Source organism: Pseudomonas umsongensis (assembly GCF_002236105.1).
In the GTDB taxonomy this organism is placed as follows: Bacteria; Pseudomonadota; Gammaproteobacteria; order Pseudomonadales; family Pseudomonadaceae; genus Aquipseudomonas; species Aquipseudomonas umsongensis.
The window spans coordinates 388,742-411,906 of sequence record NZ_NIWU01000002.1; the positions used below are offsets into that span (position 1 = coordinate 388,742).

Annotated in this window: 25 protein-coding genes; 12 read left to right on the forward strand and 13 right to left on the reverse strand. The window is 59.6% G+C overall.

The genetic code is table 11. The features are described from left to right. Positions 1-162: 162 nt before the first annotated feature. Both PSUM_RS12035 and tadA read left to right on the forward strand, forming a co-directional pair. Positions 163-1,539 carry a multicopper oxidase family protein gene (locus PSUM_RS12035; protein WP_083348293.1) on the forward strand — a complete coding sequence of 459 codons (1,377 nt, stop codon included), beginning with the start codon at positions 163-165 and terminating at the stop codon, positions 1,537-1,539. Then, a complete protein-coding gene (gene tadA / locus PSUM_RS12040) occupies positions 1,539-2,039 on the forward strand; it encodes a tRNA adenosine(34) deaminase TadA (RefSeq protein WP_083348294.1) in 501 nt (166 codons plus the stop codon). Before PSUM_RS12035 ends, tadA begins: the two co-directional genes overlap by 1 nt. Positions 2,040-2,152: 113 nt before the next feature. On the opposite strand, the gene cmoB is transcribed toward tadA, so the two are convergent. The 9 genes from cmoB to PSUM_RS12085 form a co-directional block, all read right to left on the reverse strand. Continuing rightward, positions 2,153-3,109: a tRNA 5-methoxyuridine(34)/uridine 5-oxyacetic acid(34) synthase CmoB gene (cmoB, locus tag PSUM_RS12045; RefSeq protein WP_083348295.1), complete on the reverse strand. Its 957-nt coding sequence runs from the start codon at positions 3,107-3,109 to the stop codon at positions 2,153-2,155. After that, positions 3,106-3,849, reverse strand: a complete 744-nt coding sequence (gene cmoA, locus PSUM_RS12050) for a carboxy-S-adenosyl-L-methionine synthase CmoA (RefSeq protein ID WP_020795627.1) — start codon at positions 3,847-3,849, stop codon at positions 3,106-3,108. The genes cmoB and cmoA overlap by 4 nt, the downstream gene beginning before the upstream one ends. Positions 3,850-4,029: 180 nt before the next feature. Then, positions 4,030-4,488 carry a hypothetical protein gene (locus tag PSUM_RS12055; RefSeq protein WP_083348296.1) on the reverse strand — a complete coding sequence of 153 codons (459 nt, stop codon included), beginning with the start codon at positions 4,486-4,488 and terminating at the stop codon, positions 4,030-4,032. Between the two features lie 182 nt (positions 4,489-4,670). Further along, entirely contained in the window at positions 4,671-5,306 is a 636-nt protein-coding gene (locus tag PSUM_RS12060; protein ID WP_020795629.1) for a lysoplasmalogenase, read from the reverse strand. 2 nt (positions 5,307-5,308) lie between these two features. Further along, positions 5,309-5,701 (reverse strand): protease inhibitor I42 family protein, encoded by a 393-nt coding sequence (locus PSUM_RS12065; RefSeq protein ID WP_033041515.1) that lies wholly within the window; start codon positions 5,699-5,701, stop codon positions 5,309-5,311. Positions 5,702-5,838: 137 nt separating this feature from the next. Then, the gene (locus PSUM_RS12070) at positions 5,839-6,225 is read right to left on the reverse strand and encodes a hypothetical protein (protein ID WP_083348297.1); all 387 of its coding nucleotides are present in this window, start codon (positions 6,223-6,225) and stop codon (positions 5,839-5,841) included. Between the two features lie 168 nt (positions 6,226-6,393). Then, positions 6,394-8,811 carry an endopeptidase La gene (gene lon / locus PSUM_RS12075; protein ID WP_083348298.1) on the reverse strand — a complete coding sequence of 806 codons (2,418 nt, stop codon included), beginning with the start codon at positions 8,809-8,811 and terminating at the stop codon, positions 6,394-6,396. A 184-nt stretch (positions 8,812-8,995) separates the two neighbouring features. Beyond that, positions 8,996-9,499: a L,D-transpeptidase family protein gene (locus tag PSUM_RS12080; RefSeq protein WP_020795632.1), complete on the reverse strand. Its 504-nt coding sequence runs from the start codon at positions 9,497-9,499 to the stop codon at positions 8,996-8,998. A 125-nt stretch (positions 9,500-9,624) separates the two neighbouring features. Further along, positions 9,625-10,176 (reverse strand): NUDIX hydrolase, encoded by a 552-nt coding sequence (locus PSUM_RS12085; protein WP_020795633.1) that lies wholly within the window; start codon positions 10,174-10,176, stop codon positions 9,625-9,627. Between the two features lie 147 nt (positions 10,177-10,323). On the opposite strand from PSUM_RS12085, the gene PSUM_RS12090 reads away from it, so the two are divergent. The 5 genes from PSUM_RS12090 to purT all read left to right on the forward strand — a co-directional run bounded on the left by PSUM_RS12090 (position 10,324) and on the right by purT (position 13,589). Next, positions 10,324-10,923: a CoA pyrophosphatase gene (locus PSUM_RS12090; RefSeq protein ID WP_020795634.1), complete on the forward strand. Its 600-nt coding sequence runs from the start codon at positions 10,324-10,326 to the stop codon at positions 10,921-10,923. A gap of 55 nt (positions 10,924-10,978) precedes the next feature. Next, positions 10,979-11,503, forward strand: coding sequence for a gamma carbonic anhydrase family protein (locus tag PSUM_RS12095; RefSeq protein WP_020795635.1), 525 nt, complete (start codon positions 10,979-10,981; stop codon positions 11,501-11,503). After that, positions 11,500-11,715 carry a DUF1289 domain-containing protein gene (locus tag PSUM_RS12100; RefSeq protein WP_020795636.1) on the forward strand — a complete coding sequence of 72 codons (216 nt, stop codon included), beginning with the start codon at positions 11,500-11,502 and terminating at the stop codon, positions 11,713-11,715. Before PSUM_RS12095 ends, PSUM_RS12100 begins: the two co-directional genes overlap by 4 nt. A 125-nt stretch (positions 11,716-11,840) precedes the next feature. Further along, a complete protein-coding gene (locus tag PSUM_RS12105) occupies positions 11,841-12,308 on the forward strand; it encodes a preQ0 transporter (protein ID WP_083348299.1) in 468 nt (155 codons plus the stop codon). A 99-nt stretch (positions 12,309-12,407) separates the two neighbouring features. Next, positions 12,408-13,589 (forward strand): formate-dependent phosphoribosylglycinamide formyltransferase, encoded by a 1,182-nt coding sequence (gene purT, locus PSUM_RS12110; protein WP_020795638.1) that lies wholly within the window; start codon positions 12,408-12,410, stop codon positions 13,587-13,589. Between the two features lie 107 nt (positions 13,590-13,696). Here purT and PSUM_RS12115 read toward each other — a convergent pair whose 3' ends face one another. From PSUM_RS12115 to PSUM_RS12125, 3 genes are all read right to left on the reverse strand, one after another. Beyond that, the gene (locus PSUM_RS12115) at positions 13,697-15,013 is read right to left on the reverse strand and encodes an MFS transporter (RefSeq protein ID WP_020795639.1); all 1,317 of its coding nucleotides are present in this window, start codon (positions 15,011-15,013) and stop codon (positions 13,697-13,699) included. A 281-nt stretch (positions 15,014-15,294) separates the two neighbouring features. Next, positions 15,295-16,548 carry an HlyC/CorC family transporter gene (locus PSUM_RS12120; RefSeq protein WP_033042711.1) on the reverse strand — a complete coding sequence of 418 codons (1,254 nt, stop codon included), beginning with the start codon at positions 16,546-16,548 and terminating at the stop codon, positions 15,295-15,297. 12 nt (positions 16,549-16,560) lie between these two features. Beyond that, positions 16,561-17,373, reverse strand: coding sequence for a cytochrome C assembly family protein (locus PSUM_RS12125; RefSeq protein ID WP_020795641.1), 813 nt, complete (start codon positions 17,371-17,373; stop codon positions 16,561-16,563). Positions 17,374-17,568: 195 nt separating this feature from the next. Here PSUM_RS12125 and ffh point away from each other — a divergent pair, with 195 nt between their 5' ends. The 5 genes from ffh (at position 17,569) to rplS (ending at position 21,139) form a co-directional block, all read left to right on the forward strand. After that, entirely contained in the window at positions 17,569-18,945 is a 1,377-nt protein-coding gene (gene ffh / locus PSUM_RS12130; protein WP_020795642.1) for a signal recognition particle protein, read from the forward strand. A gap of 249 nt (positions 18,946-19,194) precedes the next feature. Beyond that, entirely contained in the window at positions 19,195-19,446 is a 252-nt protein-coding gene (rpsP, locus tag PSUM_RS12135) for a 30S ribosomal protein S16 (protein ID WP_003198088.1), read from the forward strand. A 5-nt stretch (positions 19,447-19,451) separates the two neighbouring features. Continuing rightward, a complete protein-coding gene (gene rimM, locus PSUM_RS12140; protein WP_020795643.1) occupies positions 19,452-19,988 on the forward strand; it encodes a ribosome maturation factor RimM in 537 nt (178 codons plus the stop codon). A 2-nt stretch (positions 19,989-19,990) separates the two neighbouring features. Next, positions 19,991-20,743 (forward strand): tRNA (guanosine(37)-N1)-methyltransferase TrmD, encoded by a 753-nt coding sequence (trmD, locus tag PSUM_RS12145; protein ID WP_020795644.1) that lies wholly within the window; start codon positions 19,991-19,993, stop codon positions 20,741-20,743. A gap of 45 nt (positions 20,744-20,788) precedes the next feature. Further along, positions 20,789-21,139, forward strand: a complete 351-nt coding sequence (gene rplS / locus PSUM_RS12150; protein WP_003175895.1) for a 50S ribosomal protein L19 — start codon at positions 20,789-20,791, stop codon at positions 21,137-21,139. Between the two features lie 195 nt (positions 21,140-21,334). On the opposite strand, the gene PSUM_RS12155 is transcribed toward rplS, so the two are convergent. Continuing rightward, positions 21,335-23,146: a cation:proton antiporter gene (locus PSUM_RS12155; protein WP_033041886.1), complete on the reverse strand. Its 1,812-nt coding sequence runs from the start codon at positions 23,144-23,146 to the stop codon at positions 21,335-21,337. Positions 23,147-23,165 lie beyond the last annotated feature (19 nt).

Below are 23,165 nucleotides of genomic sequence, written 5' to 3' on the forward strand. Positions count from 1 at the left end.
AGCCGTGTGAACGTGAGTTCACGCGGCTTTTTGCATTGATGCCGGCCCTGCCTGCGGCTCGTCGTCACGTCCGCTTTGCTGTTTCTTTCGCAACTGCGGGTGTATCGTATTCGCCTTTTGCGGGTCTTGGGCCTGCCGCTTTCGTGTGAGGTAGTTGAGTTCATGTCCTTTACCCGTCGCCAAATCCTCGGTGGCCTGGCCGGTCTTGTTGTCGTTGGTGTCGGGGCGGGGGGCGCGTCGCGGTACTGGTTGGGCAAGATGGCCGACGCTGAGGCGGGCCATGACTATGAGCTGATCGCCGCGCCGCTGGACGTCGAGTTGGTGGCGGGGCACAAGACCGAAGCCTGGGCGTTCGGTCCCTCGGCACCGGGCACCGAATTGCGCGTGCGTCAGGGCGAATGGCTGCGAGTGCGGTTCATCAACCACCTGCCAGTGGCGACGACCATCCACTGGCATGGCATCCGCCTGCCGCTGGAGATGGACGGTGTGCCGTACGTGTCGCAGTTGCCGGTATTGCCCGGTGAATACTTCGACTACAAATTCCGCGTGCCCGATGCAGGCAGCTACTGGTATCACCCCCATGTGAGCAGCAGCGAAGAACTCGGGCGCGGTCTGGTCGGCCCGCTGATCGTCGAGGAGCGCGAGCCGACCGGTTTCAAGTACGAGAAAACCTTGAGCTTGAAGAGCTGGCATGTCGATGAGCAGGGCGCTTTTGTCGACTTCAGCATTCCACGCGAAGCCGCCCGAGGCGGTACGGCGGGGCGCCTGTCGACCATCAACGGTGTCCCGCAGGCGATCATCGACTTGCCTGCCGGGCAGATCACCCGGGTGCGGGTGCTTAACCTCGATAACACGTTGACCTACCGCCTCAATATCCCCGGCGTCGAAGCGCAGATCTATGCGCTGGACGGCAATCCCGTCGAACCGCGCCCGCTGGGCAAGGAATACTGGCTGGGCCCAGGCATGCGTATTTGCCTGGCGATCAAAGTGCCGCCGGCGGGTGAAGAGTTGTCCCTGCGCAACGGCCCGGTTCGCTTGGGCACGCTGCGCTCCGTGGCCAACACCGACGCGCCGACTGCATGGCCTGCGGCACTGCCCGCCAACCCTGTGGCGGAACCGGACCTGGCCAATGCCGAGAAACTCAACTTCAATTTCGAATGGGTGGGGTCAGTGTCGGTGAATGTCGACAACGGCAAGCCGCCAAGCCTGTGGCAGATCAATGGCAAAGCCTGGGACATTACGGATAAAACCTGCGCCGACCGCCCGATCGCCAAGCTGGAAAAGGGCAAAAGCTACATTTTTGAATTGAAAAACATGACTCAATATCAGCATCCGATTCACCTGCATGGCATGAGCTTCAAGGTCATCGCCTCGAATCGGCACAAGGTCATCCCGTATTTCACCGACACGTATTTGTTGGGCAAGAACGAGCGTGCGCAAGTGGCGCTGGTGGCGGATAACCCCGGGGTATGGATGTTCCATTGCCATGTGATCGATCACATGGAAACCGGCCTGATGGCCGCGATCGAGGTGGCGTAATGCGTCAGATACGTCCCGCTGCGATCATCGACCGCAGCCGTGATCGCGACTTCATGCGCGAAGCCCTTGCCCTCGCCGCTCAAGGTGCCGCGTTGGGCGAAGTGCCCGTGGGTGCGGTGCTGGTGCAGGACGGTGAAATCATCGGTCGCGGCTTCAACTGCCCGATCAGTGGCAACGATCCGAGTGCCCATGCCGAGATGGTCGCGATCCGCGCCGCCGCACTAGCCGTCAGCAACTATCGCCTGCCGGGCAGCACGCTGTATGTGACGCTGGAACCGTGCAGCATGTGCGCCGGGCTGATCGTGCATTCGCGGATTGCACGGGTGGTGTATGGCGCGCTGGAACCCAAGGCCGGGATTGTGCAGAGCCAGGGGCAGTTTTTTACCCAGGGCTTTTTGAACCACCGGGTGCTGTATGAAGGTGGGGTGTTGGCCGAGGAATGCGGGGCGGTGCTCAGCGAGTTCTTCAAGGTCCGTAGAGCCAAACCAACCGAGAAATGATCGTTCCCACGCTCCGCGTGGGAATGCCGCCCGGGACGCTCCGCGTCCCTTCACGGGCGTGACGCAGAGCGTCACAGGATGCATTCCCACGCAGAGCGTGGGAACGACCATTGCTACTTACGGGCGACGATGACAGCCCGCATCGGCGCCGGCAGCCCTTCGATGGTCTTGCTGTGGTCTTCGGGATCGAGGAAGTCGCTCAGCGACTGATACTTCATCCATTCCGTGCCGCGCTGTTCTTCAACCGTGGTCACACTCACGTCCACGCATTTCACATCAGTGAACCCGGCACGGCGCAACCACAACTCCAGCGCCGGCACTGACGGCAGGAACCATACGTTGCGCATCTGCGCATAACGGTCTTCCGGCACCAGCACTTGATGTTTGTCGCCTTCGACCACCAGCGTCTCCAGCACCAGTTCGCCGCCCTTGACCAGGCAATCCTTCAGCGCCAGCAAGTGCTCGATCGGCGATCGGCGGTGGTAGAAGACACCCATCGAAAACACTGTGTCGAAGCCTTCCAGATTCGGCGGCAGGTCTTCGAAAGGAAATGGCAGGTGCCACGCATTCGGCTCGGACAGGTAACGTTGCACCGCCTGGAACTGGCAGAAGAACAACCAGTTTGGATCGACACCGATTACGCTGTCCGCACCCGCGCCGAGCATGCGCCACATGTAGTAACCATTGCCGCAGCCGACGTCGAGGATGCGCTTGCCTTTGAGGTCCAGGTGCGGGGCGACACGCGACCACTTCCAGTCCGAACGCCATTCGGTGTCGACATGCACGCCAAACAGATCGAAGGGGCCTTTGCGCCACGGCGACAAGCCCATCAGCGCGGTGCGCATTTGCGCACGGGTTTCATCGTCGCAATCGGTGTCCAGCTTCAAGCGGTTCAACAGGTCGATTTCGTTTGGCTGGATCTGAGGCAAGGCATCCAGCGCGCTTTGCCAGCGCTCCAGGTCGCCGTGACCTTTCTCCATTTTCTTGTCGAGTTGCGCCTGCAGTGTGTTGGCCCATTCGGCCAGCGGTGTGCCAGCCAGGCGGCGGGCGAGGGGGGACAGATCAATCATGGCAAGGCAATCAACGAGGCAAAGTTAAGACACTGGAACCACGGCACGACTTTCGAGAACCCGGCAGCCAACAGGCGTTCGCGGTGTTCTTCGAGGCTGTCGGGCTTCATGACGTTTTCGATGGCGCTACGCTTCTGGGCTATTTCCAGTTCGCTATAGCCGTTGGCGCGCTTGAAGGCGACGTGCAGGTCGGTGAGCAACGCATGCTCCTGCTCGTCTTCAAACCGCAGTTTTTCCGAGAGAATCAGTGCACCACCGGGCAACAGGGACTGGTGGATGCGCGACAGCAGCGCGCTTCGCTGATCCGGAGCAATGAATTGCAGGGTGAAGTTCAGCGCCACCACCGAGGCAGGCTGGAATTCGAGGGCGAGGATGTCACCTTCGATCACTTCCACCGGCAGCAACTCCTGGAACATCGAGTCCTGGCCGTTGAGATACTCACGGCATCGCTCGACCATCGCCGCGGAGTTATCCACAGCGATGACACGGCAGCCGTCAGTGCGCACATGTCGACGCAGCGCCTGTGTCACAGCGCCCAGGGACGAGCCAAGGTCGTAGAGCACAGTGTTGGGCTGGGCGAATTGTGCGGCGAGCACACCGAGGTTTTCGACAATGGTCGGATAACCCGGCACCGAGCGCTTGATCATGTCCGGGAACACCCGCACCACGTCCTCGTTGAAGGCGAAGTCAGGCACCTGGGCCAAAGGCTGGGCGAAAAGGCGATCGGATTCTTTGCTCACGGCGGTTCCGGCGGTGTTGGTGGAAAGGCCGGCATTTTAGCCAAGTTGGCGCGGGGATGCGCGGGTTGTCTGATAAACCGACGGGACTGACGCTTTGCTCGCTCCCACGCTCACAAAGCGGCTGATACCCATCACGCTATCGGAGCACGCGAACGCCACGGCTCCGTCGGCTACCTGTATTCAAGCTTCCACAGAAAAAGCAAACTTGGCTTCGGATATAAACTCACGGTTTTCTTTGTCCTTGAAGCTAACATTGAATGTGCCGGAGTAGTCTTGCTTGTCAGCGTTAACGACCAGATCCATTGCGCCCTTGAATGCCCAGTAACTGGTGTAAGTCGGGAATTTTTCAGTCAAGGCGATTTCTATCAGTTGATCCGGTGAATTTAATTCGTAGTAACCGGTTTCGATATTTTTAGGGATATAGATATCGAAGGCGCGGTCTTCAGGGGTGTCTTTTTCTCCAGCTTTGAAAACAGCCAATATTTCCCGGGAGCCGACGCTGATGTAAAACTCCTCGGAGTTGAACTCATCGCGATCCTGAAGGGTGGCACTCAGATAGTTTTTCTGACAGCACTGGCGGAATTTCATTTCAACAGGGATGCGACTGTCGACAAAGCTTCTTCGTTGTTGGATATCCATAGGGCCTATCTCTTCAAGGATTGTTGGAATCTTGAATGTACGGCCTGCGAGCGGTCCGGACGACTATTCGAACTAACAGGTTTCAACAGACATTAATGACAATGTATGTATTGGTGTTCGATCGATCGTTCCCACGCTCTGCGTGGGAACGCCGCCCGGGACGCTCCGTGTCCCTTCGCGATCTAACGCGGTTTTTGATCGAACGCCGATGCCGTGATGCCCCATTGCCCCAGCCAATAACTGAGGATGATGACGTACGGCGCCGCCTCAAACGGCACGACAAAGCGGCTGATACCGATCACGCTATCGGAAAACACGAACGCCACGGCTCCGGCTGCCGCAAGCAGCGCCGAACGCTTGGGCACATCGGTGCCCAGACGTGCCAGTGCGCGCCAGAGCATGGCGCTGATCGCCAGGCCATAGACGATCACGGGAATCAGCAAAGGCCCGAGACCGTGGGCAATCAGTACCCCCAGCAGAATCGCGCCGACGCCGAGGGCCAGGACCAGTGGCAACAGGGCCAACCGTCTGCAGTCCGTTAAATAAGCTTTCAGATAAGCCAGGTGGGCGACGAGAAACGCCCCGAGGCCGAACACAAACAAATCCCCCGGCCATGCCAGCAGCACGTCGCCGAGCAGGGAGAAAATCAGTCCAAGACTGATCCAGCGCCGATACTCCCCGGGTGGTGCGTCGTGCAGCCAGCCGAGCAGGGCCAGGACAGGCAGCGGCTTGACCAACAGGCAAAGCAGCGCGGCGTGCACGCTCAGGCCATAGAGGAAAGTCACTGCGCCCATCAGCGCCAGAATCAGCCAGCCCACGGTTAGTTGACCGAAATGGCGCAGTCGAAGGCGTCCACCGGCAGCACTTCCGGTGCCCAAGGTTGTTGCGAGGTCAAGCGTAAGCGTCCAGTGCCGGGGGCGAACGCCTGGAATCGCCAGGTCGAAACACCGGCAGCACCTACGACGCCGGCATCTTCCGGGTTGCTGTAGACCTCAGGGCTGAGCGCGCGCAATACGCCACCGGCCGAGTCCTGGACCGACCAGCGGTAACCCGTAGTCGGATTGCTGGGCAGGGTCAGGATCAGGTTCTGCCCGCTGGTGAGCTTCACCGGGCATTCGCTTTGTTTTTCCACGGTCACGTTATGTTTCGGTTGCGTGGCACAGGCGGCCAGCAAGGCGAGGGCGAGGGGAACAAACAGGCGGGTGGGGGACATGGGGTCAGTGGCTCCGGCATTCACGACGAACGGCGAGCATAACTGAAGATGAGACAAAATGTGACCAGAGCCGGGTCGAGGAATGGCTAACGTACAGGCTCTGGCGCGAGTGGTGCGCATTTAAGCGGATTGAGTATCTACTCGCTAACGTCGAGCTTACATTGAATTAATAGGCCGCCACCAAACAGTAAGTCGAACGATAACTTATACTGTTTAGTGTGTTTGTTGAGAGTGGCAGTGTATTTTCCGGTAATGGCATAAGCCGATCCGCTATCAGCTTGATAACTCACTTCCTTAAGCCACGTTGGAGGGTCAAATGTTTGCTCCTCTCCAGGGGTATCGCGATCGATAAGGACAGTCATTATTTTTTGGTTTGGGCCGGCAAAATCGAAATAACCGTTGATTTGTATGTTGGGTCCTTCGTGCCATATATAAATTTGGTCGGTATAAAATTTTTCTCCTTTAATTGTCCATTCGAAATGACCGCTAGACTTCGTCCCGCGCGGAGTTTTATCAGTCGACATATTGTGGTCGTCCCTTGAAAATGTTCGGATAGTCGAGTGACAGGCTAGGGCATTAGTAATAGGGTTGATACTGTCATTAATGACAGTTTTTTATATCCGATCGCGATAGCTGTTCAGAAAATCATGTGTGCAGTGGCCAGAGCACGCTCTGGCCACTGCAGCGTGTGACTAGAACAACACCTTCGCCACATCCGCAAAACGCTTGGCAAAGTGCACGGTAATCCCTTCCTTCAGGTAGTCCGGCAGTTCTTCAAAGCTGCCACGGTTGGGCTCCGGCAAGATCAGCTCGAAAATCTTCTGCCGCCGCGCTGCAATCACCTTCTCACGTACTCCGCCAATCGGCAGTACATGCCCGGTCAACGTCAGTTCGCCGGTCATGGCCACGCCTTTTTTCGGCGGCTGGTTGCGTGCCAGCGACAACAGGGCACTGGCCATGGTCACGCCAGCGCTCGGGCCGTCTTTCGGAGTGGCGCCTTCCGGAACATGCAGGTGCACGAAGGCTTCGTCGAAGAATTTCGGATCACCGCCAAACGACTTCAGATTGGAGCTGACGTAGCTGTAGGCAATTTCCGCGGACTCTTTCATCACTTCGCCCAGTTGCCCGGTGAGCTTGAAACCGCGATTGAGGGTATGAATGCGTGTGGCTTCGATCGGCAGGGTTGCACCGCCCATGCTGGTCCAGGCCAGGCCGGTGATTACCCCCGTCCCGGACAGTACTTGTTCATTACGGAACACGGGTTTGCCCAATGAAGCCTCGAGGTCTTTCGGACCAAATTTGATCACCGCTCCTGGATCTTCGAGCAGCTTCACCACGGCTTTGCGCACCAGTTTGCCGAGATTTTTCTCCAGTTGGCGAACGCCGGCTTCACGGGCATAACCGTCGATCAGCGCTCTGAGGGCGCTGTCGCTGATGCTCAGGCTGCCTTTCGAGACTCCGGCCTTCTCAAGCTGTTTGGGCCACAAGTGGCGTTTGGCGATGGCGACTTTTTCTTCGGTGATGTAACCCGACAGGCGGATGACTTCCATCCGGTCCAGCAGGGGGCCGGGAATCGAGTCCAGGGTGTTGGCGGTGCAGACGAACAGCACTTTCGACAGGTCCAGGCGCAGGTCCAGGTAGTGGTCGAGGAATTCGACGTTCTGCTCCGGGTCGAGGGTTTCCAGCAGCGCCGAGGCCGGGTCGCCCTGATAGCTTTGGCCCATCTTGTCGATTTCGTCGAGCATGATCACCGGGTTCATCACTTCGACGTCTTTCAGCGCTTGCACGAGTTTGCCCGGCATCGCACCAATGTAAGTACGGCGGTGGCCCTTGATTTCCGCTTCGTCGCGCATGCCGCCGAGGCTGAAGCGATAGAACGGTCGGCCGAGGGATTCGGCGATGGATTTGCCGACGCTGGTCTTGCCCACGCCCGGCGGCCCCACCAGCAGCACGATGGAGCCGCTGATTTCACCCTTGTAGGCACCGACCGCGAGGAACTCGAGGATGCGGTCCTTGATATCGTCGAGGCCGGCATGGTGGTTGTCCAGGATCTTGCGGGCGTGCTTGAGGTCCAGTTTGTCCTCGCCGTACACACCCCATGGCACCGATGTCGCCCAGTCCAGGTAGTTGCGCGTGACCGCGTACTCCGGTGAGCCGGTTTCGAGGATCGAGAGCTTGTTCATCTCTTCTTCGATGCGCTTCTGCGCCTGCGCGGGCAGCACCTTGCCGGCCAGCCGTTGCTCGAATTGTTCGATGTCGGCGCTGCGATCGTCCTTGGTCAGCCCCAACTCCTGCTGGATGACCTTGAGTTGTTCCTTGAGGAAGAATTCGCGCTGATGCTCACCGATCTTGCGGTTCACTTCGGCGGAAATCTCTTTCTGCAGGCGTGCGACCTCGACTTCCTTGCGTAGCATCGGCAGGACTTTTTCCATGCGCTTGAGCATGGGCACGCAGTCGAGCACTTCCTGCAGTTCGCTGCCGGTCGCCGACGTCAGTGCGGCGGCGAAGTCGGTCAACGGCGATGGATCGTTGGGGCTGAAGCGGTTGAGGTAGTTCTTCAGCTCTTCGCTGTACAGCGGATTGAGGGGCAGCAGCTCCTTGATCGCATTGATCAGCGCCATCCCGTAGGCCTTGACCTCGTCGGTCGGCTCGGTGGGCTGGTGCGGGTATTCGACTTCCACCAGGTACGGCGGGCGATGGTGCTTGAGCCAGGTCTTGAGGCGCACACGGGTCAGGCCCTGGGCGACGAATTGCAATTTGCCGTTTTCGCGACTGGCGTGGTGCACCTTGACCAGGGTGCCGTACAGCGGCAGCGCCGAGGTATCAAAATGGCGCGGGTCTTCCTGGGGCGTGTCCATGTAGAACAGGGCCAGGGAGTGATGTTCGGATTTGGCGACCAGGTCGAGGGTTTCCGCCCAGGGTTCTTCATTGACGATGACCGGCAGCACTTGGGCCGGGAAGAAAGGGCGGTTGTGAATCGGAATGATGTAGACCTTGTCCGGCAGGTTCTGGCCGGGCAGGGCGAGGCCCTTGCCGGTGTGGTGGTGTTCGGCGTGTTCCGGGTCGGCGTATTCGCTGGGGGCTTCGGGGAATGCTTGCTGGTCGCTCATGGGGCACCTGCGCAATGGGGTATGGGTCTTAGATGGGGCAGGCCGAGGGTGGTTTCAATGGGGGAGGGGATATTCGGGGAGCGTTCAGGACCTGGACAGGTCCCGGGGATCAGTCTGTTACACGCCTGGCGCGCAGGGCAAAACGGGTAGCGTTCCCATAGTAAGAGAACGCTCATTCGTCAAATCAAGGGCGAATCTCGATCATCGTGCCGTCCGGCACCAGGTTCCAGATTTCACGCATGTCCATGTTGCGCATGGCAATGCAACCGTCGGTCCAGTCCAGGGTGTGGAACAGGTGCTCGGGGTTTTCTTCGGTGTCCGGGGTGCCGTGGATCATGATCATGCCGCCGGGATCGACGCCTTCACGCCGTGAGCGGGCGGAATCGCTGATGTTCGGGTAGGAAATGTGCATCGCCAGGTTGAAGCGGTCGCTGACCTTGCGCCAGTCGATCCAGTAGAAACCTTCTGGTGTGCGTTTGTCGCCTTCCATCAGCTTGGGGCCCTTGGGCCGTTTACCCAGGGAAATTCGGTAGGTCTTGAACGGCTTGCCGTCATTGATCAACTGCAATTGATGGGCCGACTTGAGAACCAGGATTTTCTCGATGACCTTGCCGTCCAGGGGCTCCATGGCAGTAGCCTGGGACACCGTGATGAACGACAAGCAGAACAGGGCAAGCAACCAGCGCATTGAAACGATTCCCCAAGAGGTGTCGCGACCATATATCTATTTATAGGTGTTTTTGCAGGCGCTGCCGAAGGTCCGGGCCGAGTTCGGACGATCTGTATGCGCCTGGCGATGATACCAAGATGACATCAAGTGATGACAGACTGAACCAGCGGCGGGATCGATTCGGACCGCACGGGATAGACTTCGGTTTTCCGGTCAGCGAAGAAGCATTCTAAGGTACGGCCCACCGTGCGGAAAGCCAGCTCGTCCCAAGGGATGTCGGCTTCGTCGAATAGTTGCACCTCAAGGCTCTCTATACCGGCGGCAAAATCGAGGTCCGCCAACTCGGCGCGGAAGAACACGTGCACCTGGCTGATGTGCGGCACATCGATCAGCGTATAGATGCTCAGGTTGCGCACACGGGCGCAGGCTTCCTCGGCCGTCTCGCGAATGGCCGCCTGCTCGATGGTCTCACCGTTTTCCATGAAGCCGGCGGGCAGGGTCCAATAGCCCCGGCGCGGCTCGATGGCACGACGGCACAACAGGACCTGGGTGCCCCAGGTCGCGACACAACCGGCGACGATGTTGGGGTTCTGGTAGTGAATGGCGTGACAGCTGTCGCAGACAAAACGCAGGCGTGAATCGCCCTCGGGAATGCGTTGGGTCACCGGGTTGCCGCACTGACTGCAAAATTTCATGCTTGGGTTCCTGAATGCTGCGCCTATCTTGGCGTGCGGCGGTGGCTGTCGGCAAGTTGTCGTTTCGCGACATGCCACTGTCCGGGGGGTTGGGCGACCGAAGCGATTGGTGCATGATGCAGGGTAAGGCACTGATCGAGAACACTCATGCTGGACGAGCTACTGCATCGGGTAAGTCACCACACACCGCGTACGTTGGAGACCGACCGACGTTTCCCAGAGGCCGCCGTCCTGGTGCCGATCACTCGCAGTGACGAGCCGGAACTGGTATTGACCCTGCGCGCCAGCGGGCTGTCGACCCATGGTGGCGAAGTCGCCTTTCCCGGTGGTCGACGCGACCCCGAAGACCCCGACCTGGTTTTTACCGCGCTGCGTGAAGCCGAAGAAGAAATCGGCCTGCCACCGGGCCTGGTCGAAGTGATCGGCCCGCTGAGCCCGCTGATATCCCTGCACGGCATCAAGGTCACACCTTATGTCGGGGTGATTCCGGATTTTGTCGAGTACCGGGCCAACGATGCCGAGATCGCCGCCGTGTTCAGTGTGCCCTTGGAGTTCTTTCGCAAGGACCCGCGCGAGCACACCCATCGCATCGATTACCAGGGACGAAGTTGGTACGTGCCAAGTTATCGCTATGGTGAATTCAAGATCTGGGGCCTGACGGCGATCATGATTGTCGAGTTGATCAATCTGCTCTATGACGCGAAGATCAGCCTGCACCTACCGCCTAAAAGTTTTATCAATACCTGAAGCCATCACTCGAATGGCTTGAACACGCCGCTGCCTGAGCCTTGAGGACAACAAGATGAAATACCGCCTGGGCGACGCCCGTGTCGAGACCCATCCGCAGAGCTGGGTCGCTCCCAATGCCGTGCTGGTGGGCAAGGTCAAACTGGAAGAGGGCGCCAATGTCTGGTTCAACGCCGTGCTGCGGGGCGACAACGAGTTGATCCTGATCGGCAGGAACAGCAACGTCCAGGATGGCACCGTGATGCATACCGACATGGGGTACCCGCTGACCATCGGTACCGGCGTGACCATCGGCCATAATGCCATGCTGCACGGCTGCACCGTGGGCGACTACAGCCTGATCGGTATCAACGCGGTGATCCTCAACGGCGCGAAAATCGGCAAGAACTGCATCATCGGCGCCAATTCGCTGATCGGCGAAGGCAAGGAAATACCCGACGGTTCGCTGGTCATGGGGTCCCCTGGCAAAGTGGTGCGCGAGCTGACCGAACCGCAGAAAAAGATGCTGGAAGCCAGTGCCGCCCACTACGTGCATAACTCACAGCGGTATGCCCGCGATCTGGCTGAGCAGGAAGAATGAGCACTCCCGAACGCCCGGTTGCATCGCCTTGTGTGAATATCTGCGCACTGGACGACGATGATATTTGCACGGGCTGTCAGCGCACGGTAGAGGAAATCACCCGCTGGAGCCGCATGAGCAACGACGAGCGCCGCACGGTGTTGGGGTTGTGCCATGAGCGGGCCAAGGCCAGTGGGTTGGTGTGGATGATCGGCAAGACACCCGGCCGATAAGATCAAAAAATCGCAGCCTGCGGCAGCTCCTACATTTGATCCCCTGTAGGAGCTGCCGCAGGCTGCGATCTTTTGATTTGGCGTTTGGTTGAAGTACCCTGTGCGCCAAATTGACAGGTGCCTCCATGTTCTTCCTGATCGCCTACATCGGCAGCGTCGTGCTGATCAACTACGCCTTTTCCACCGCCCCGCACCTGGACATCATCTGGTCGGCCTGGGGCGGCCTGGTGTTCGTGTTGCGCGACATGGTGCAAATCCGCTTCGGTCACGGCGCAATCGCGGCGATGCTGGCGGCGCTGGTGTTGTCCTACATCACCTCCGATCCCTCCATTGCCCTGGCCAGCGCCACGGCATTTGCCGTGTCGGAGTGCATTGACTGGCTGGTGTTCAGCATCACCCGGCGCCCGTTGCGCGACCGGCTGTGGATAAGTTCAGCCCTGAGCATTCCGCTCGATACGTTTATTTTCTTCGGCATGATCGACGCTCTGACTCCGGGCGTGATTCTCACCGCGCTGGGGTCCAAGTTCGCCGGCGTTACGGCGGTATGGCTGATCATGGCCTGGCGCTTGCGCAAGCAGGCGCTCGTCAGCTGAAGCCAAACCCTGCGGTTCATGTAAAATGCCGCGCTTTCTCCCCATGGGAAGCGCGCCAGGCGCCGCATCCCTCGATGATCCGCTTCTTGAGGACTTGAGATGACCCGTATCGGAACTCCATTGTCGCCCACCGCGACCCGCGTATTGATGTGTGGCTGTGGCGAACTGGGCAAGGAAGTGGTGATCGAGCTGCAGCGCCTGGGCGTTGAAGTGATTGCCGTGGATCGCTACGCCAATGCGCCGGCCATGCAGGTGGCGCATCGCAGCCACGTGATCAACATGCTCGATGGCGCGGCACTGCGCGCGGTCATCGAAGCCGAGCAGCCGCACTTCATCGTGCCGGAAATCGAAGCCATTGCCACCGCGACCCTGGTGGAGCTGGAGTCCGAAGGCTTCACCGTGATCCCCACTGCGCGGGCTGCACAGCTGACCATGAACCGCGAAGGCATCCGTCGCCTGGCCGCCGAAGACCTGGACCTGCCGACCTCGCCTTACCACTTCGCCGACACCTTCGAGGATTACAGCAAGGCCGTCGAGGATCTCGGTTTCCCGTGCGTGGTCAAGCCGGTCATGAGCTCGTCGGGCAAGGGTCAGAGCCTGCTGCGCAGCGTCGATGACGTGAAGACAGCGTGGGATTACGCACAGGAAGGCGGACGTGCCGGTAAAGGCCGGGTGATCATCGAAGGTTTCATCGATTTCGATTATGAGATTACCTTGCTGACCGTGCGTCACGTCGGCGGCACTACCTTTTGCGCGCCGGTCGGGCATCGCCAGGAGAAGGGCGATTACCAGGAAAGCTGGCAGCCTCAAGCCATGAGTCCAGTGGCGCTGGCGGAATCCGAGCGCGTGGCCAAGGCGGTGACCGAGGCATTGGGTGGTCGTGGCCTGTTTGGCGTCGAGCTGTTCATCAAGGGTGATCAGGTGTGGTTCAGCGAAGTATCGCCGCGTCCGCACGACACCGGTCTGGTGACGTTGATTTCACAGGACCTGTCGCAATTCGCCCTGCATGCACGGGCGATCCTGGGGCTGCCGATTCCGCTGATCCGTCAGTTCGGCCCATCGGCTTCGTCGGTGATCCTGGTGGAAGGGCAGTCGACCCAGACCGCGTTTGCCAACCTGGGTGCAGCGTTGAGCGAGCCGGATACGGCATTGCGTCTGTTTGGCAAGCCTGAAGTGAATGGCCAGCGCCGGATGGGTGTGGCGCTGGCGCGGGATGAGTCGATCGAGGCGGCTCGTGCCAAGGCGACCCGCGCATCCCAGGCTGTTGTTGTAGAGCTGTAACCGCGGCGCGGCATTCGCGAGCAGGCTCGCTCCCACATTGGATCGGTGTACACCAGAACCATGTGGGAGCGAGCCTGCTCGCAAAGCTTCTGATCGTTCCTACGCTCTTATGAGACTCGATTCAGGTCGTTATTGCGTGTTTCCTTCAGGCACAGCACAGCAATCAAACTCAGCACCGCCGCCCCCGACACATACCCGCCGACGTAACTCAGTCCGCCCATTGCCACCAGTTTCTGCGCAAAGAACGGTGCCGCCGAAGCGCCGACGATCCCGCCCAGGTTGTACGCTGCCGAGGCGCCGGTGTATCGCACGTGGGTCGGGAACAGCTCTGGCAGCAGCGCGCCCATCGGCGCGAAGGTCACACCCATCAGAAACAGTTCGATGCACAGGAACAGCGCCACGCTCCAGGTCGAACCTTGCGTCAGCAGCGGTTCCATCAGGAAGCCCGACAGGATTGCCAACACGCCGCCGATGATCAGCACGGGTTTGCGTCCGAAACGGTCGCTGGCCAAGGCTGAGAGCGGCGTGGCCGCGGCCATGAACAGCACCGCGAAGCACAGCAGGCCGAGGAAGGTTTCGCGACTGTAGCCGAGCGTCGCCACACCGTAACTCAACGAGAAAACGGTCGAGATGTAGAACAGCGCATAGCACACCACCATCGAACCGGCCCCCAGCAATACCGGTACCCAGTATTGGCTGAACAGTTCCACCAGCGGGATCTTCACCCGTTCCTGGCGCGCCATGGCGTTGGCGAACACCGGTGTTTCGTGGAGTTTGAGGCGCACATACAAACCGACCATCACCAGCGCCGCGCTGAGCAGGAAAGGAATCCGCCAGCCCCAGGAGCGGAACTGTTGATCATCCAGCGTCATGGCCAAGGTCAGGAACAGGCCGTTGGCCGCGAGGAAGCCGATGGAGGGGCCCAATTGAGGGAACATGCCGAACCAGGCGCGCTTGCCCTTAGGGGCATTTTCCGTGGCGAGCAAGGCGGCACCGCCCCATTCGCCGCCCAGTCCCAGGCCCTGGCCGAAGCGCAGCACGCACAGCAGGATCGGTGCCCAGGCCCCAATGCTGTCGTAACCCGGGAGCACGCCGATCAGCGTGGTGCACACACCCATCAACAATAGGGACGCGACCAAGGTCGATTTGCGGCCGATGCGATCGCCAAAGTGCCCGAACAGCGCTGAACCCAGTGGTCGTGCCAGGAATGCGATGCCGAATGTGAGGAAGGCCGAGAGCATCTGGGCCGTGCCGGAGGTCTGCGGAAAGAACACCGGGCCAATCACCAGCGCGGCTGCGGTGGCATATACGTAGAAGTCGTAGAACTCGATGGCCGTGCCGATGAAGCTCGCGGTGGCCACGCGGGTAGCGGAGTTCACCGGTTGTGCGGGTGTGGCGTCGTTGTAGGTCGTGCTGGTCGTCATGCGGTAATCCCTGACTGTCATGTGCCCCAGTGGAGCGAATTATTATGGTCGATTACCCAGGGATGTGGGTGCAGGCGCGAGTCGCCGTTCCAGGTGGGAGCAGGCGTCGGTTTGTAGCGGGCGTGTCTGATGGTCAGGCCGGAACTTGCGGTGTGCAGGGTAAGCACGGGACGGCGAGGCTCGGGTAAGCCGCTCGATTATAGGAAGGTGGCTAACGATTCAACAAGTGCAAAAAAGATCGTCCGAACGCGGCCCGAGCCTTCGGACGATCTTTTACCGGTCTATTGGACTGATGCAACTGCCGGTACAGAACTGTTGTGCCAGATCAGCACCCGCGTGACACGGTTATCCTCGGTCTCGAGAATTTCCAGTCGATAGCGGCCGATTTTCAGGCATACCGGGCAGTCCGGGATGGTTTCCAGCGCTTCGGTCACCAGGCCGTTCAGGGTTTTCGGGCCGTCGCTGGGCAGGTGCCAGCCGAGGCTCTTGTTCAGGTCGCGGATCGAGGCGGCACCGTCGATCACCAGGCGGCCATCGGCCTGTGGATGGATGTGCGGGTTGTCCTGGCTTTGCTGGCTTTCGAATTCACCGACGATTTCTTCGAGAATATCTTCGAGGGTGACGATACCCAGGACTTCGCCGTATTCGTCGACCACCATGCCCAAACGCCGCTGTTGCTTGTGGAAGTTCAGCAGTTGCAATTGCAGCGGGGTGCTTTCAGGGACGAAATAGGGTTCGCGACAGGCCGCCAGCAAGGCTTCCAGGGTCAGGCTGCCGTCGGGAAGCAAATGGCCGATTTGCCGGGTATTGAGCACCGCTTCCACTTGGTTGATGTCGCTGTGGAACACCGGCAGGCGGGTACGCTGGTTATGGCGCAGTTGCTCGATGATCTCTTCGATCGGGTCGTCGAGGTTGATCCCGTCGACCTCGCTGCGCGGTACCAGGATGTCGTTGACCGTGATGTTATCCAGTGCATGGATGCCCGGCAGCGCGTGCGTGCGGCTGACAGCATGCTCTTGATGGCCGTGAGGGTCGTGCCGCAGCGGTATGGGCTCGTCTTCGCTCTGTTGCACGACATTTGCTTTGCGAGCGAACGGGCGCAACAGAAACTGGCTGATGGCGTTGAGCAGCCACGCTGCGGGATATACAAGCTTCAGGGGGATGGCCAGCAAGTTGTTGCCCAGGGCCAGGATCGCATCCGGATGACGGGTGGCGAGGGCTCGCGGCAGGTAGTCGGCCAGGATCAAGAGAAGGGCACCGGCGCCTGCACATGCCAGCCACGGGCCGTTTTCAGCCCAGGTGAAAATCGCCAGCAAGGTACAGATGACCATTACCAGGGCGCGGCACAGGGTATTGCAGAAAATCAGGCTGACGAGGGGGAAGCTCAACCTGGCCAGCGGTTTGTCGCTGGCGCGCGAGGCATTGCGCTGGGCCAGCAAGTGCTGCTGCGCGGCTTCTATGGCAGTAAACAGGCCCGACCACAATATCAGCAAGGCCACTACTGCAAGCATCGGCCCTATGGGCAAGTCGTCCATTATTGCCGCCCGTCAGATGTGCAGGATGTATTCACGAACCAGCTTGCTGCCGAAATACGCCAGCATCAACAGGCAGAAACCGGCCAGGGTCCAGCGGATGGCCTTGTGACCTCGCCAGCCAAGGCGGTTACGGCCCCAGAGCAGCACGCTGAAGACGATCCAGGCCAGGCAGGCCAGCAAGGTCTTGTGCACCAGGTGCTGGGCGAACAGGTTGTCGACAAACAGCCAGCCGGAGATCAGCGACAGCGACAACAGTGTCCAGCCGGCCCAAAGGAAGCCGAACAGCAGGCTTTCCATGGTTTGCAGCGGCGGGAAGTTCTTGATCAGCCCGGACGGGTGCTTGTGCTTGAGTTGATGATCCTGGAGCAGCAGCAGTAGCGACTGGAACACTGCAATGGTGAACATGCCATAGGCGAGGATCGACAACAGGATGTGGGCGAGAATGCCTGGCTCCTCATCGATGATTTGCACAGTACCGGCGGGGGCGAACTGCGCCAGCAGCACGGTCAATGCGCCCAGGGGGAACAGCAGCAACAGCAGGTTTTCCACCGGAATCCGTGAGCAGGCCAGCAGCGTCAGGGCGATGACTGCGACGGCAATCAGGCTGGCGGCGCTGAAAAAATCCAGGCCCAGGCCAATCGGGGTCAGGAGGTGGGTCACCAGGCTGGCGCTGTGGGCCAGCACCGCCAGCACGCCGAGCGTAACCAGCAGGCGCTTGTTGGCCTTGGCTCCGGTGGCCAGGCGAGTGCCTTGATAGAAGGTCGCAGCGGCGTATAGGCAGGCGGCGGCGAGGGTAGCAAGCAAACTGGGTGACAAGGGGAGCATAAGTCCTGTTAGGCAAGCCCGAAAGGCGCTGAGTTTGGCATAGAACCCACGCGACACGAAAGTGCGAGGTGTCCGCCAGACGCAGTCTTCGCTATAATCCGCGACCTGCCCACGCCGCAGGCTCGCCGAGCACACGTTTAGTCCGGTCTGGGCCGCCATTATCCCGGTCTACACAGGGCCTGAAAGGATCGCGCAATGTTTGAAAACTTAACCGACCGTCTCTCGCAGACGCTGCGCCATGTCACCGGCAAGGCCAAGCTGACCGAAGACAACATCAAAGACACCCTGCGCGAAGTGCGCATGGCGTTGCTCGAAGCCGACGTCGCCCTGCCGGTGGTCAAGGACTTCGTCAATTCGGTCAAGGAACGCGCTGTCGGCACCGAGGTGTCGCGCAGCCTGACGCCGGGCCAGGCCTTCGTGAAGATCGTCCAGGCCGAGCTCGAAAGCCTGATGGGCGCGGCCAACGAAGACCTGAACCTGAGCGCCGTGCCGCCAGCGGTCATCCTCATGGCCGGTTTGCAAGGTGCTGGTAAAACCACCACCGCCGGCAAACTTGCGCGCTTCCTTAAAGAGCGCAAGAAAAAGTCGGTCATGGTTGTGTCCGCGGACGTTTATCGCCCAGCGGCGATCAAGCAGCTGGAAATGCTCGCGGGTGAAGTTGGCGTTACCTTCTTCCCGTCCGACCTGAGCCAGAAGCCGGTCGCGATCGCGCAAGCGGCTATCAAGGAAGCAAAACTCAAATTCATCGACGTGGTCATCGTCGATACCGCCGGTCGCCTGCACATCGATGAAGAGATGATGGGCGAGATCAAGGCGTTGCACGCCGCGATCAATCCGGTCGAAACATTGTTCGTGGTCGATGCCATGACCGGCCAGGACGCCGCCAACACGGCCAAGGCCTTCGGCGATGCGCTGCCACTGACCGGCGTGATCCTGACCAAGGTCGACGGCGACGCCCGTGGCGGTGCCGCCCTGTCGGTGCGTGCCATCACCGGCAAGCCGATCAAGTTCATCGGTATGGGCGAGAAGAGCGAAGCGCTCGACCCGTTCCACCCAGAGCGTATTGCCTCGCGCATCCTCGGCATGGGCGACGTGCTCAGCCTCATCGAGCAGGCGGAAGCGACCCTCGACAAGGACAAGGCCGACAAGCTGGCCAAGAAGCTGAAGAAGGGCAAGGGCTTCGATCTCGAAGACTTCCGTGACCAGCTGCAACAGATGAAGAACATGGGCGGCCTCGGCGGCCTCATGGACAAACTGCCGAACATGGGCGGTGTGAACCTGGCGCAGATGGGCAATGCCCAGAGCGCGGCAGAGAAACAGTTCAAGCAAATGGAAGCCATCATCAACTCCATGACCCCGGCCGAGCGTCGTGACCCTGAGCTGATCAGTGGTTCGCGCAAGCGTCGTATCGCCATGGGTTCCGGCACCCAGGTGCAGGACATCGGTCGCTTGATCAAGCAGCACAAGCAGATGCAGAAGATGATGAAGAAATTCACCGCGAAAGGCGGAATGGCCAAGATGATGCGCGGCATGGGCGGTATGTTGCCCGGCGGCGGCATGCCAAAAATGTAAAGAATTCGCGCAAGGGCTTGCTCTTGCGCAGCCCACACGGACGTGGGATCCCCAGCAAACCCGCACTTGGCGGGAGCTGACCGGCCGTTTTTACCGACGGCTCTATAGCAAATCTTGATGGCGGCCGAAAGGCAGCCGGAAAAAGTCATTTGCAAAAGTCCGGATATTCCTTAGAATATGCGGCCTTTCGGGCACCCATGCCCGCTGTGCCTTTAGATTTGCAGCACCGACTACAGGAACGATGTTCACATGCTAACAATCCGTCTTGCCCTTGGCGGCTCCAAAAAGCGCCCGTTTTACCACTTGACCGTAACCGACAGCCGCAACCCGCGCGACGGTTCGCACAAGGAACAGGTTGGTTTCTTCAACCCTGTTGCTCGTGGTCAAGAAGTTCGTCTGTCCGTGAACCAAGAGCGCGTAGCCTACTGGCTGAGCGTTGGTGCACAACCTTCTGAGCGCGTTGCTCAGTTGTTGAAGGAATCTGCTAAGGCTGCGGCCTGAGCAATATGAACGCGACGCCAGCTGCTGCTGATGATTTGATCGTTATCGGCAAGATTTACTCGGTTCACGGCGTTCGCGGCGAAGTGAAGGTGTATTCCTTTACTGATCCGATTAAGAACCTGCTGGATTACAAAACCTGGACGCTTAAGCGTGACGGCAATGTAAAGCAGGTAGAGCTGGTCAGCGGACGCGGGAACGACAAGTTCCTGGTCGCAAAGCTCAAGGGTCTTGATGATCGTGAAGAAGCGCGTCTTCTGGCCGGTTATGAGATCTGCGTGCCGCGCAACCTGTTCCCTGAACTGACCGACGGCGAGTACTACTGGTACCAGCTGGAAGGTCTGAAGGTCATCGATACTCACGGGCAACTGTTCGGGAAAATCGATCATCTTCTGGAAACCGGCGCCAATGATGTAATGGTGGTCAAGCCTTGCGCTGGCAGCCTGGATGATCGCGAACGCCTGTTGCCCTATACCGAGCAATGCGTGTTGGCCGTCGACCTGGCCGCGGGTGAGATGAAGGTGGATTGGGATGCGGATTTCTAAGCGTGGCTAACTTGCGCGTAGAAGTGATCAGTTTGTTTCCCGAGATGTTCTCCGCCATCAGCGAGTACGGCATCACCAGTCGGGCGGTGAAACAGGGGCTGTTGCAGCTCACCTGTTGGAACCCGCGAGACTACACGACGGATCGACATCACACTGTGGATGATCGCCCTTTTGGCGGTGGTCCGGGCATGGTGATGAAGATCAAGCCCCTGGAAGATGCTCTGGTCGAGGCCAAGGCAGTCGCCGGGGAGGGAGCGAAGGTGATTTACCTGTCCCCCCAAGGCCGTCAACTGACTCAGTCGGCGGTACGCGAGTTGGCGAATCTGGATGCACTGATCCTGATTGCCGGTCGTTATGAAGGCATTGACGAGCGTTTTATTGATGCTCATGTCGATGAAGAGTGGTCGATTGGCGACTATGTACTGTCTGGCGGCGAGCTGCCGGCGATGGTCCTGATCGATGCGGTTACACGACTGCTGCCTGGAGCTTTAGGGCATGCGGACTCCGCCGAGGAAGATTCCTTTACGGATGGTTTGCTGGATTGCCCGCACTACACCCGACCGGAGGTGTATGCGGATCAGCGTGTTCCCGACGTATTGCTAAGTGGCAATCACGCGCACATCCGGCGTTGGCGTTTACAGCAGTCCCTTGGTCGGACCTATGAACGACGCGCCGATCTTCTGGAAAGCCGCTCGCTTTCTGGAGAAGAGAAGAAGCTGCTCGAGGAATACATCCGCGAGCGGGACGATAGTTAACAACGTATCGATGGTAGATCCGACGATTTACCTTAGGAGCACAGCATGACTAACAAAATCATCCTTGCACTCGAAGCAGAGCAGATGACCAAAGAGATCCCTACCTTTGCCCCGGGCGACACCATTGTCGTTCAGGTGAAAGTGAAGGAAGGCGACCGTTCGCGTCTGCAAGCGTTCGAAGGCGTTGTAATCGCCAAGCGTAACCGCGGCGTTAACAGTGCATTCACCGTGCGTAAGATCTCCAACGGTGTTGGCGTAGAGCGTACTTTCCAGACCTACTCCCCGCAAATCGACAGCATGGCTGTCAAGCGTCGCGGTGACGTACGTAAAGCCAAGCTGTACTACCTGCGTGACCTGTCGGGTAAAGCAGCTCGCATCAAGGAAAAACTGGCTTAAGTCCAGCTTCCGATGCAGAAAAAAGCAGCCTACGGGCTGCTTTTTTGTTGCCTGCGATTTCTCCGGTTCGCGGCCTGACATGCAACCGAGTCACGGCCATCGCGAGCAGGCTCGCTCCCACAATGATCTTGGGTGCTCACAGATATTGCATCCACTGAAGATCCACTGTGGGAGCGAGCCTGCTCGCGATTCGATTCATGCAGCGCCGCTGACCTGCGGCTGAATCAACGCCAGCAACGTCCACCCCGCCGCAGGCTTGACCGCACTGTCCGGCGTCACCACATGCACCCAGCCACTGTCATCACGGGCAAACAGCAACGTGGCACGTTCGCCGTGCAATGCCTGATAGTCCTCCCAACCAAAGCCCTCGGTCAGGTGCGTGCTGTAGAACTCAGCCCCCTGGTGCAGCTGGTTGGCCAGCTTGACGTAGGTTAAATCCTCATCACCCAGCAATCGTCCTCGATGCTCATGGCTGGCGCGATGCTTGTCGGTGCGTCGGCTCTCCTGGCCACTGGCGAGCCCGAATAAGCGTTGATGTCCAAAGTCATGACGAAAGCGCATCGACGCCAGCGTGTTCAGTTCGCCGGACGGCGACAGCGTCAGCAAATGCCCCAGCCCGACCAGGTCCAGGTGCGCGTCAGCATGCTGCGATGCCGGATTGCCGAAGTACGTCGGCAAACCCTCCATGCGCGCCGCCCGAATATTTTCCCAGCTCGAGTCTGTCAGGAGCACGCGACTGCCCAATTGCTGCAAGGCCTTGCCCAGGTTTCGCGCCGGACCGTTGGCACCGACGATCAGGAAGCCGCTGGGCGCAGGTTCAGCAACGCTGAGCAAGCGTGCCAGTGGCCGCGCCGTGGCACTTTGCAGCACCACGGTGCCAATGATCACGGCAAAGGTCAGTGGCACCAGCAGCAAGGCACCCTGGTGGCCGGCCTCATGCAGGCGAATCGCGAAAATCGCCGACACGGCCGCCGCGACGATTCCTCGAGGGGCTATCCATGACAGCAGCGCCCGTTCGCGCCAGCTCAGATTCGAGCCTGCGGTAGAGAGCATCACGTTCAAGGGGCGGGCGATGAGCTGGATGATCAGCAGCAGGATCAGTACCAGCGGCCCGAGGCCGATCATGGCGTGCAGATCCAGACGCGCCGCGAGCAAGATGAACAAGCCCGAAATGAGCAGCACGCTGAGGTTTTCCTTGAAGTGCAGGATGTGCCGGACATCCACGCCCTTCATGTTAGCCAGCCACATGCCCATCAAGGTCACGGCCAGCAGGCCGGATTCGTGCATCACAGCATTGGCGGTGATGAAGATCCCCAGCACCGAGGCCAGTGCGGCCAGGTTGTGCAGGTACTCTGGCAGCCACTGACGTCGGATAATCATGCCAAGCACCCAGCCACCGGCTATCCCGAACACGCTGCCGCACGCAATCACACCGCCGAAAGTCAGCAGGCTATGGCTCAGGCCTTCGCCCGCCGCGCTGGCGATGATGAAGCTGTAGACCACCACGGCGAGCAACGCGCCAATCGGGTCGATGACAATGCCTTCCCAGCGCAAGATATTGGCGATCGAGGCTTTGGGGCGCACCACGCGCAGCATCGGCACGATCACCGTGGGGCCGGTGACCAGCGTCAGGCTGCCGAAGAGAATGGCGAGCAACCAGTCAAAATCCAGCAAGTAATGGGTCGCGACCGCGATGACCACCCAGGTCGAGAGCGCACCGATGGTAACCAACCGATGCACGACGCTACCAATCTCGCGCCATTCCGAAAGATGCAGCGTCAAGCTGCCTTCAAACAAAATCAGCGCCACTGCCAGTGACACCAATGGCATCAGCAGCGGTCCGAACATCGCTTGCGGGTCGAGCCACCCCAGGATCGGTCCGACCAGAATCCCGGTTAGCAACAGAAAAAGGATCGCGGGCAATTTCAAGCGCCACGCCAACCACTGACAACCCAGCGCCGCCGCGCCGATTCCGCCAATCGCCAACAGTATTTGCTGTTCGTTCATTGAGGCTCCTGTTCCTTGA

What these genes read in the sequence shown, in the direction of transcription:
- PSUM_RS12035 (WP_083348293.1), top strand. Translation starts at nt 163, where the DNA reads ATGTCCTTTACCCGTCGCCAAATCCTCGGTGGCCTGGCCGGTCTTGTT.
- tadA (WP_083348294.1), top strand. Translation starts at nt 1,539, where the DNA reads ATGCGTCAGATACGTCCCGCTGCGATCATCGACCGCAGCCGTGATCGC.
- cmoB (WP_083348295.1), bottom strand. Translation starts at nt 3,109, where the DNA reads ATGATTGATCTGTCCCCCCTCGCCCGCCGCCTGGCTGGCACACCGCTG.
- PSUM_RS12055 (WP_083348296.1), bottom strand. Translation starts at nt 4,488, where the DNA reads ATGGATATCCAACAACGAAGAAGCTTTGTCGACAGTCGCATCCCTGTT.
- PSUM_RS12065 (WP_033041515.1), bottom strand. Translation starts at nt 5,701, where the DNA reads ATGTCCCCCACCCGCCTGTTTGTTCCCCTCGCCCTCGCCTTGCTGGCC.
- PSUM_RS12070 (WP_083348297.1), bottom strand. Translation starts at nt 6,225, where the DNA reads ATGTCGACTGATAAAACTCCGCGCGGGACGAAGTCTAGCGGTCATTTC.
- lon (WP_083348298.1), bottom strand. Translation starts at nt 8,811, where the DNA reads ATGAGCGACCAGCAAGCATTCCCCGAAGCCCCCAGCGAATACGCCGAC.
- PSUM_RS12080 (WP_020795632.1), bottom strand. Translation starts at nt 9,499, where the DNA reads ATGCGCTGGTTGCTTGCCCTGTTCTGCTTGTCGTTCATCACGGTGTCC.
- PSUM_RS12085 (WP_020795633.1), bottom strand. Translation starts at nt 10,176, where the DNA reads ATGAAATTTTGCAGTCAGTGCGGCAACCCGGTGACCCAACGCATTCCC.
- PSUM_RS12090 (WP_020795634.1), top strand. Translation starts at nt 10,324, where the DNA reads ATGCTGGACGAGCTACTGCATCGGGTAAGTCACCACACACCGCGTACG.
- PSUM_RS12095 (WP_020795635.1), top strand. Translation starts at nt 10,979, where the DNA reads ATGAAATACCGCCTGGGCGACGCCCGTGTCGAGACCCATCCGCAGAGC.
- PSUM_RS12100 (WP_020795636.1), top strand. Translation starts at nt 11,500, where the DNA reads ATGAGCACTCCCGAACGCCCGGTTGCATCGCCTTGTGTGAATATCTGC.
- PSUM_RS12105 (WP_083348299.1), top strand. Translation starts at nt 11,841, where the DNA reads ATGTTCTTCCTGATCGCCTACATCGGCAGCGTCGTGCTGATCAACTAC.
- purT (WP_020795638.1), top strand. Translation starts at nt 12,408, where the DNA reads ATGACCCGTATCGGAACTCCATTGTCGCCCACCGCGACCCGCGTATTG.
- PSUM_RS12115 (WP_020795639.1), bottom strand. Translation starts at nt 15,013, where the DNA reads ATGACGACCAGCACGACCTACAACGACGCCACACCCGCACAACCGGTG.
- PSUM_RS12120 (WP_033042711.1), bottom strand. Translation starts at nt 16,548, where the DNA reads ATGGACGACTTGCCCATAGGGCCGATGCTTGCAGTAGTGGCCTTGCTG.
- PSUM_RS12125 (WP_020795641.1), bottom strand. Translation starts at nt 17,373, where the DNA reads ATGCTCCCCTTGTCACCCAGTTTGCTTGCTACCCTCGCCGCCGCCTGC.
- ffh (WP_020795642.1), top strand. Translation starts at nt 17,569, where the DNA reads ATGTTTGAAAACTTAACCGACCGTCTCTCGCAGACGCTGCGCCATGTC.
- rpsP (WP_003198088.1), top strand. Translation starts at nt 19,195, where the DNA reads ATGCTAACAATCCGTCTTGCCCTTGGCGGCTCCAAAAAGCGCCCGTTT.
- rimM (WP_020795643.1), top strand. Translation starts at nt 19,452, where the DNA reads ATGAACGCGACGCCAGCTGCTGCTGATGATTTGATCGTTATCGGCAAG.
- rplS (WP_003175895.1), top strand. Translation starts at nt 20,789, where the DNA reads ATGACTAACAAAATCATCCTTGCACTCGAAGCAGAGCAGATGACCAAA.
- PSUM_RS12155 (WP_033041886.1), bottom strand. Translation starts at nt 23,146, where the DNA reads ATGAACGAACAGCAAATACTGTTGGCGATTGGCGGAATCGGCGCGGCG.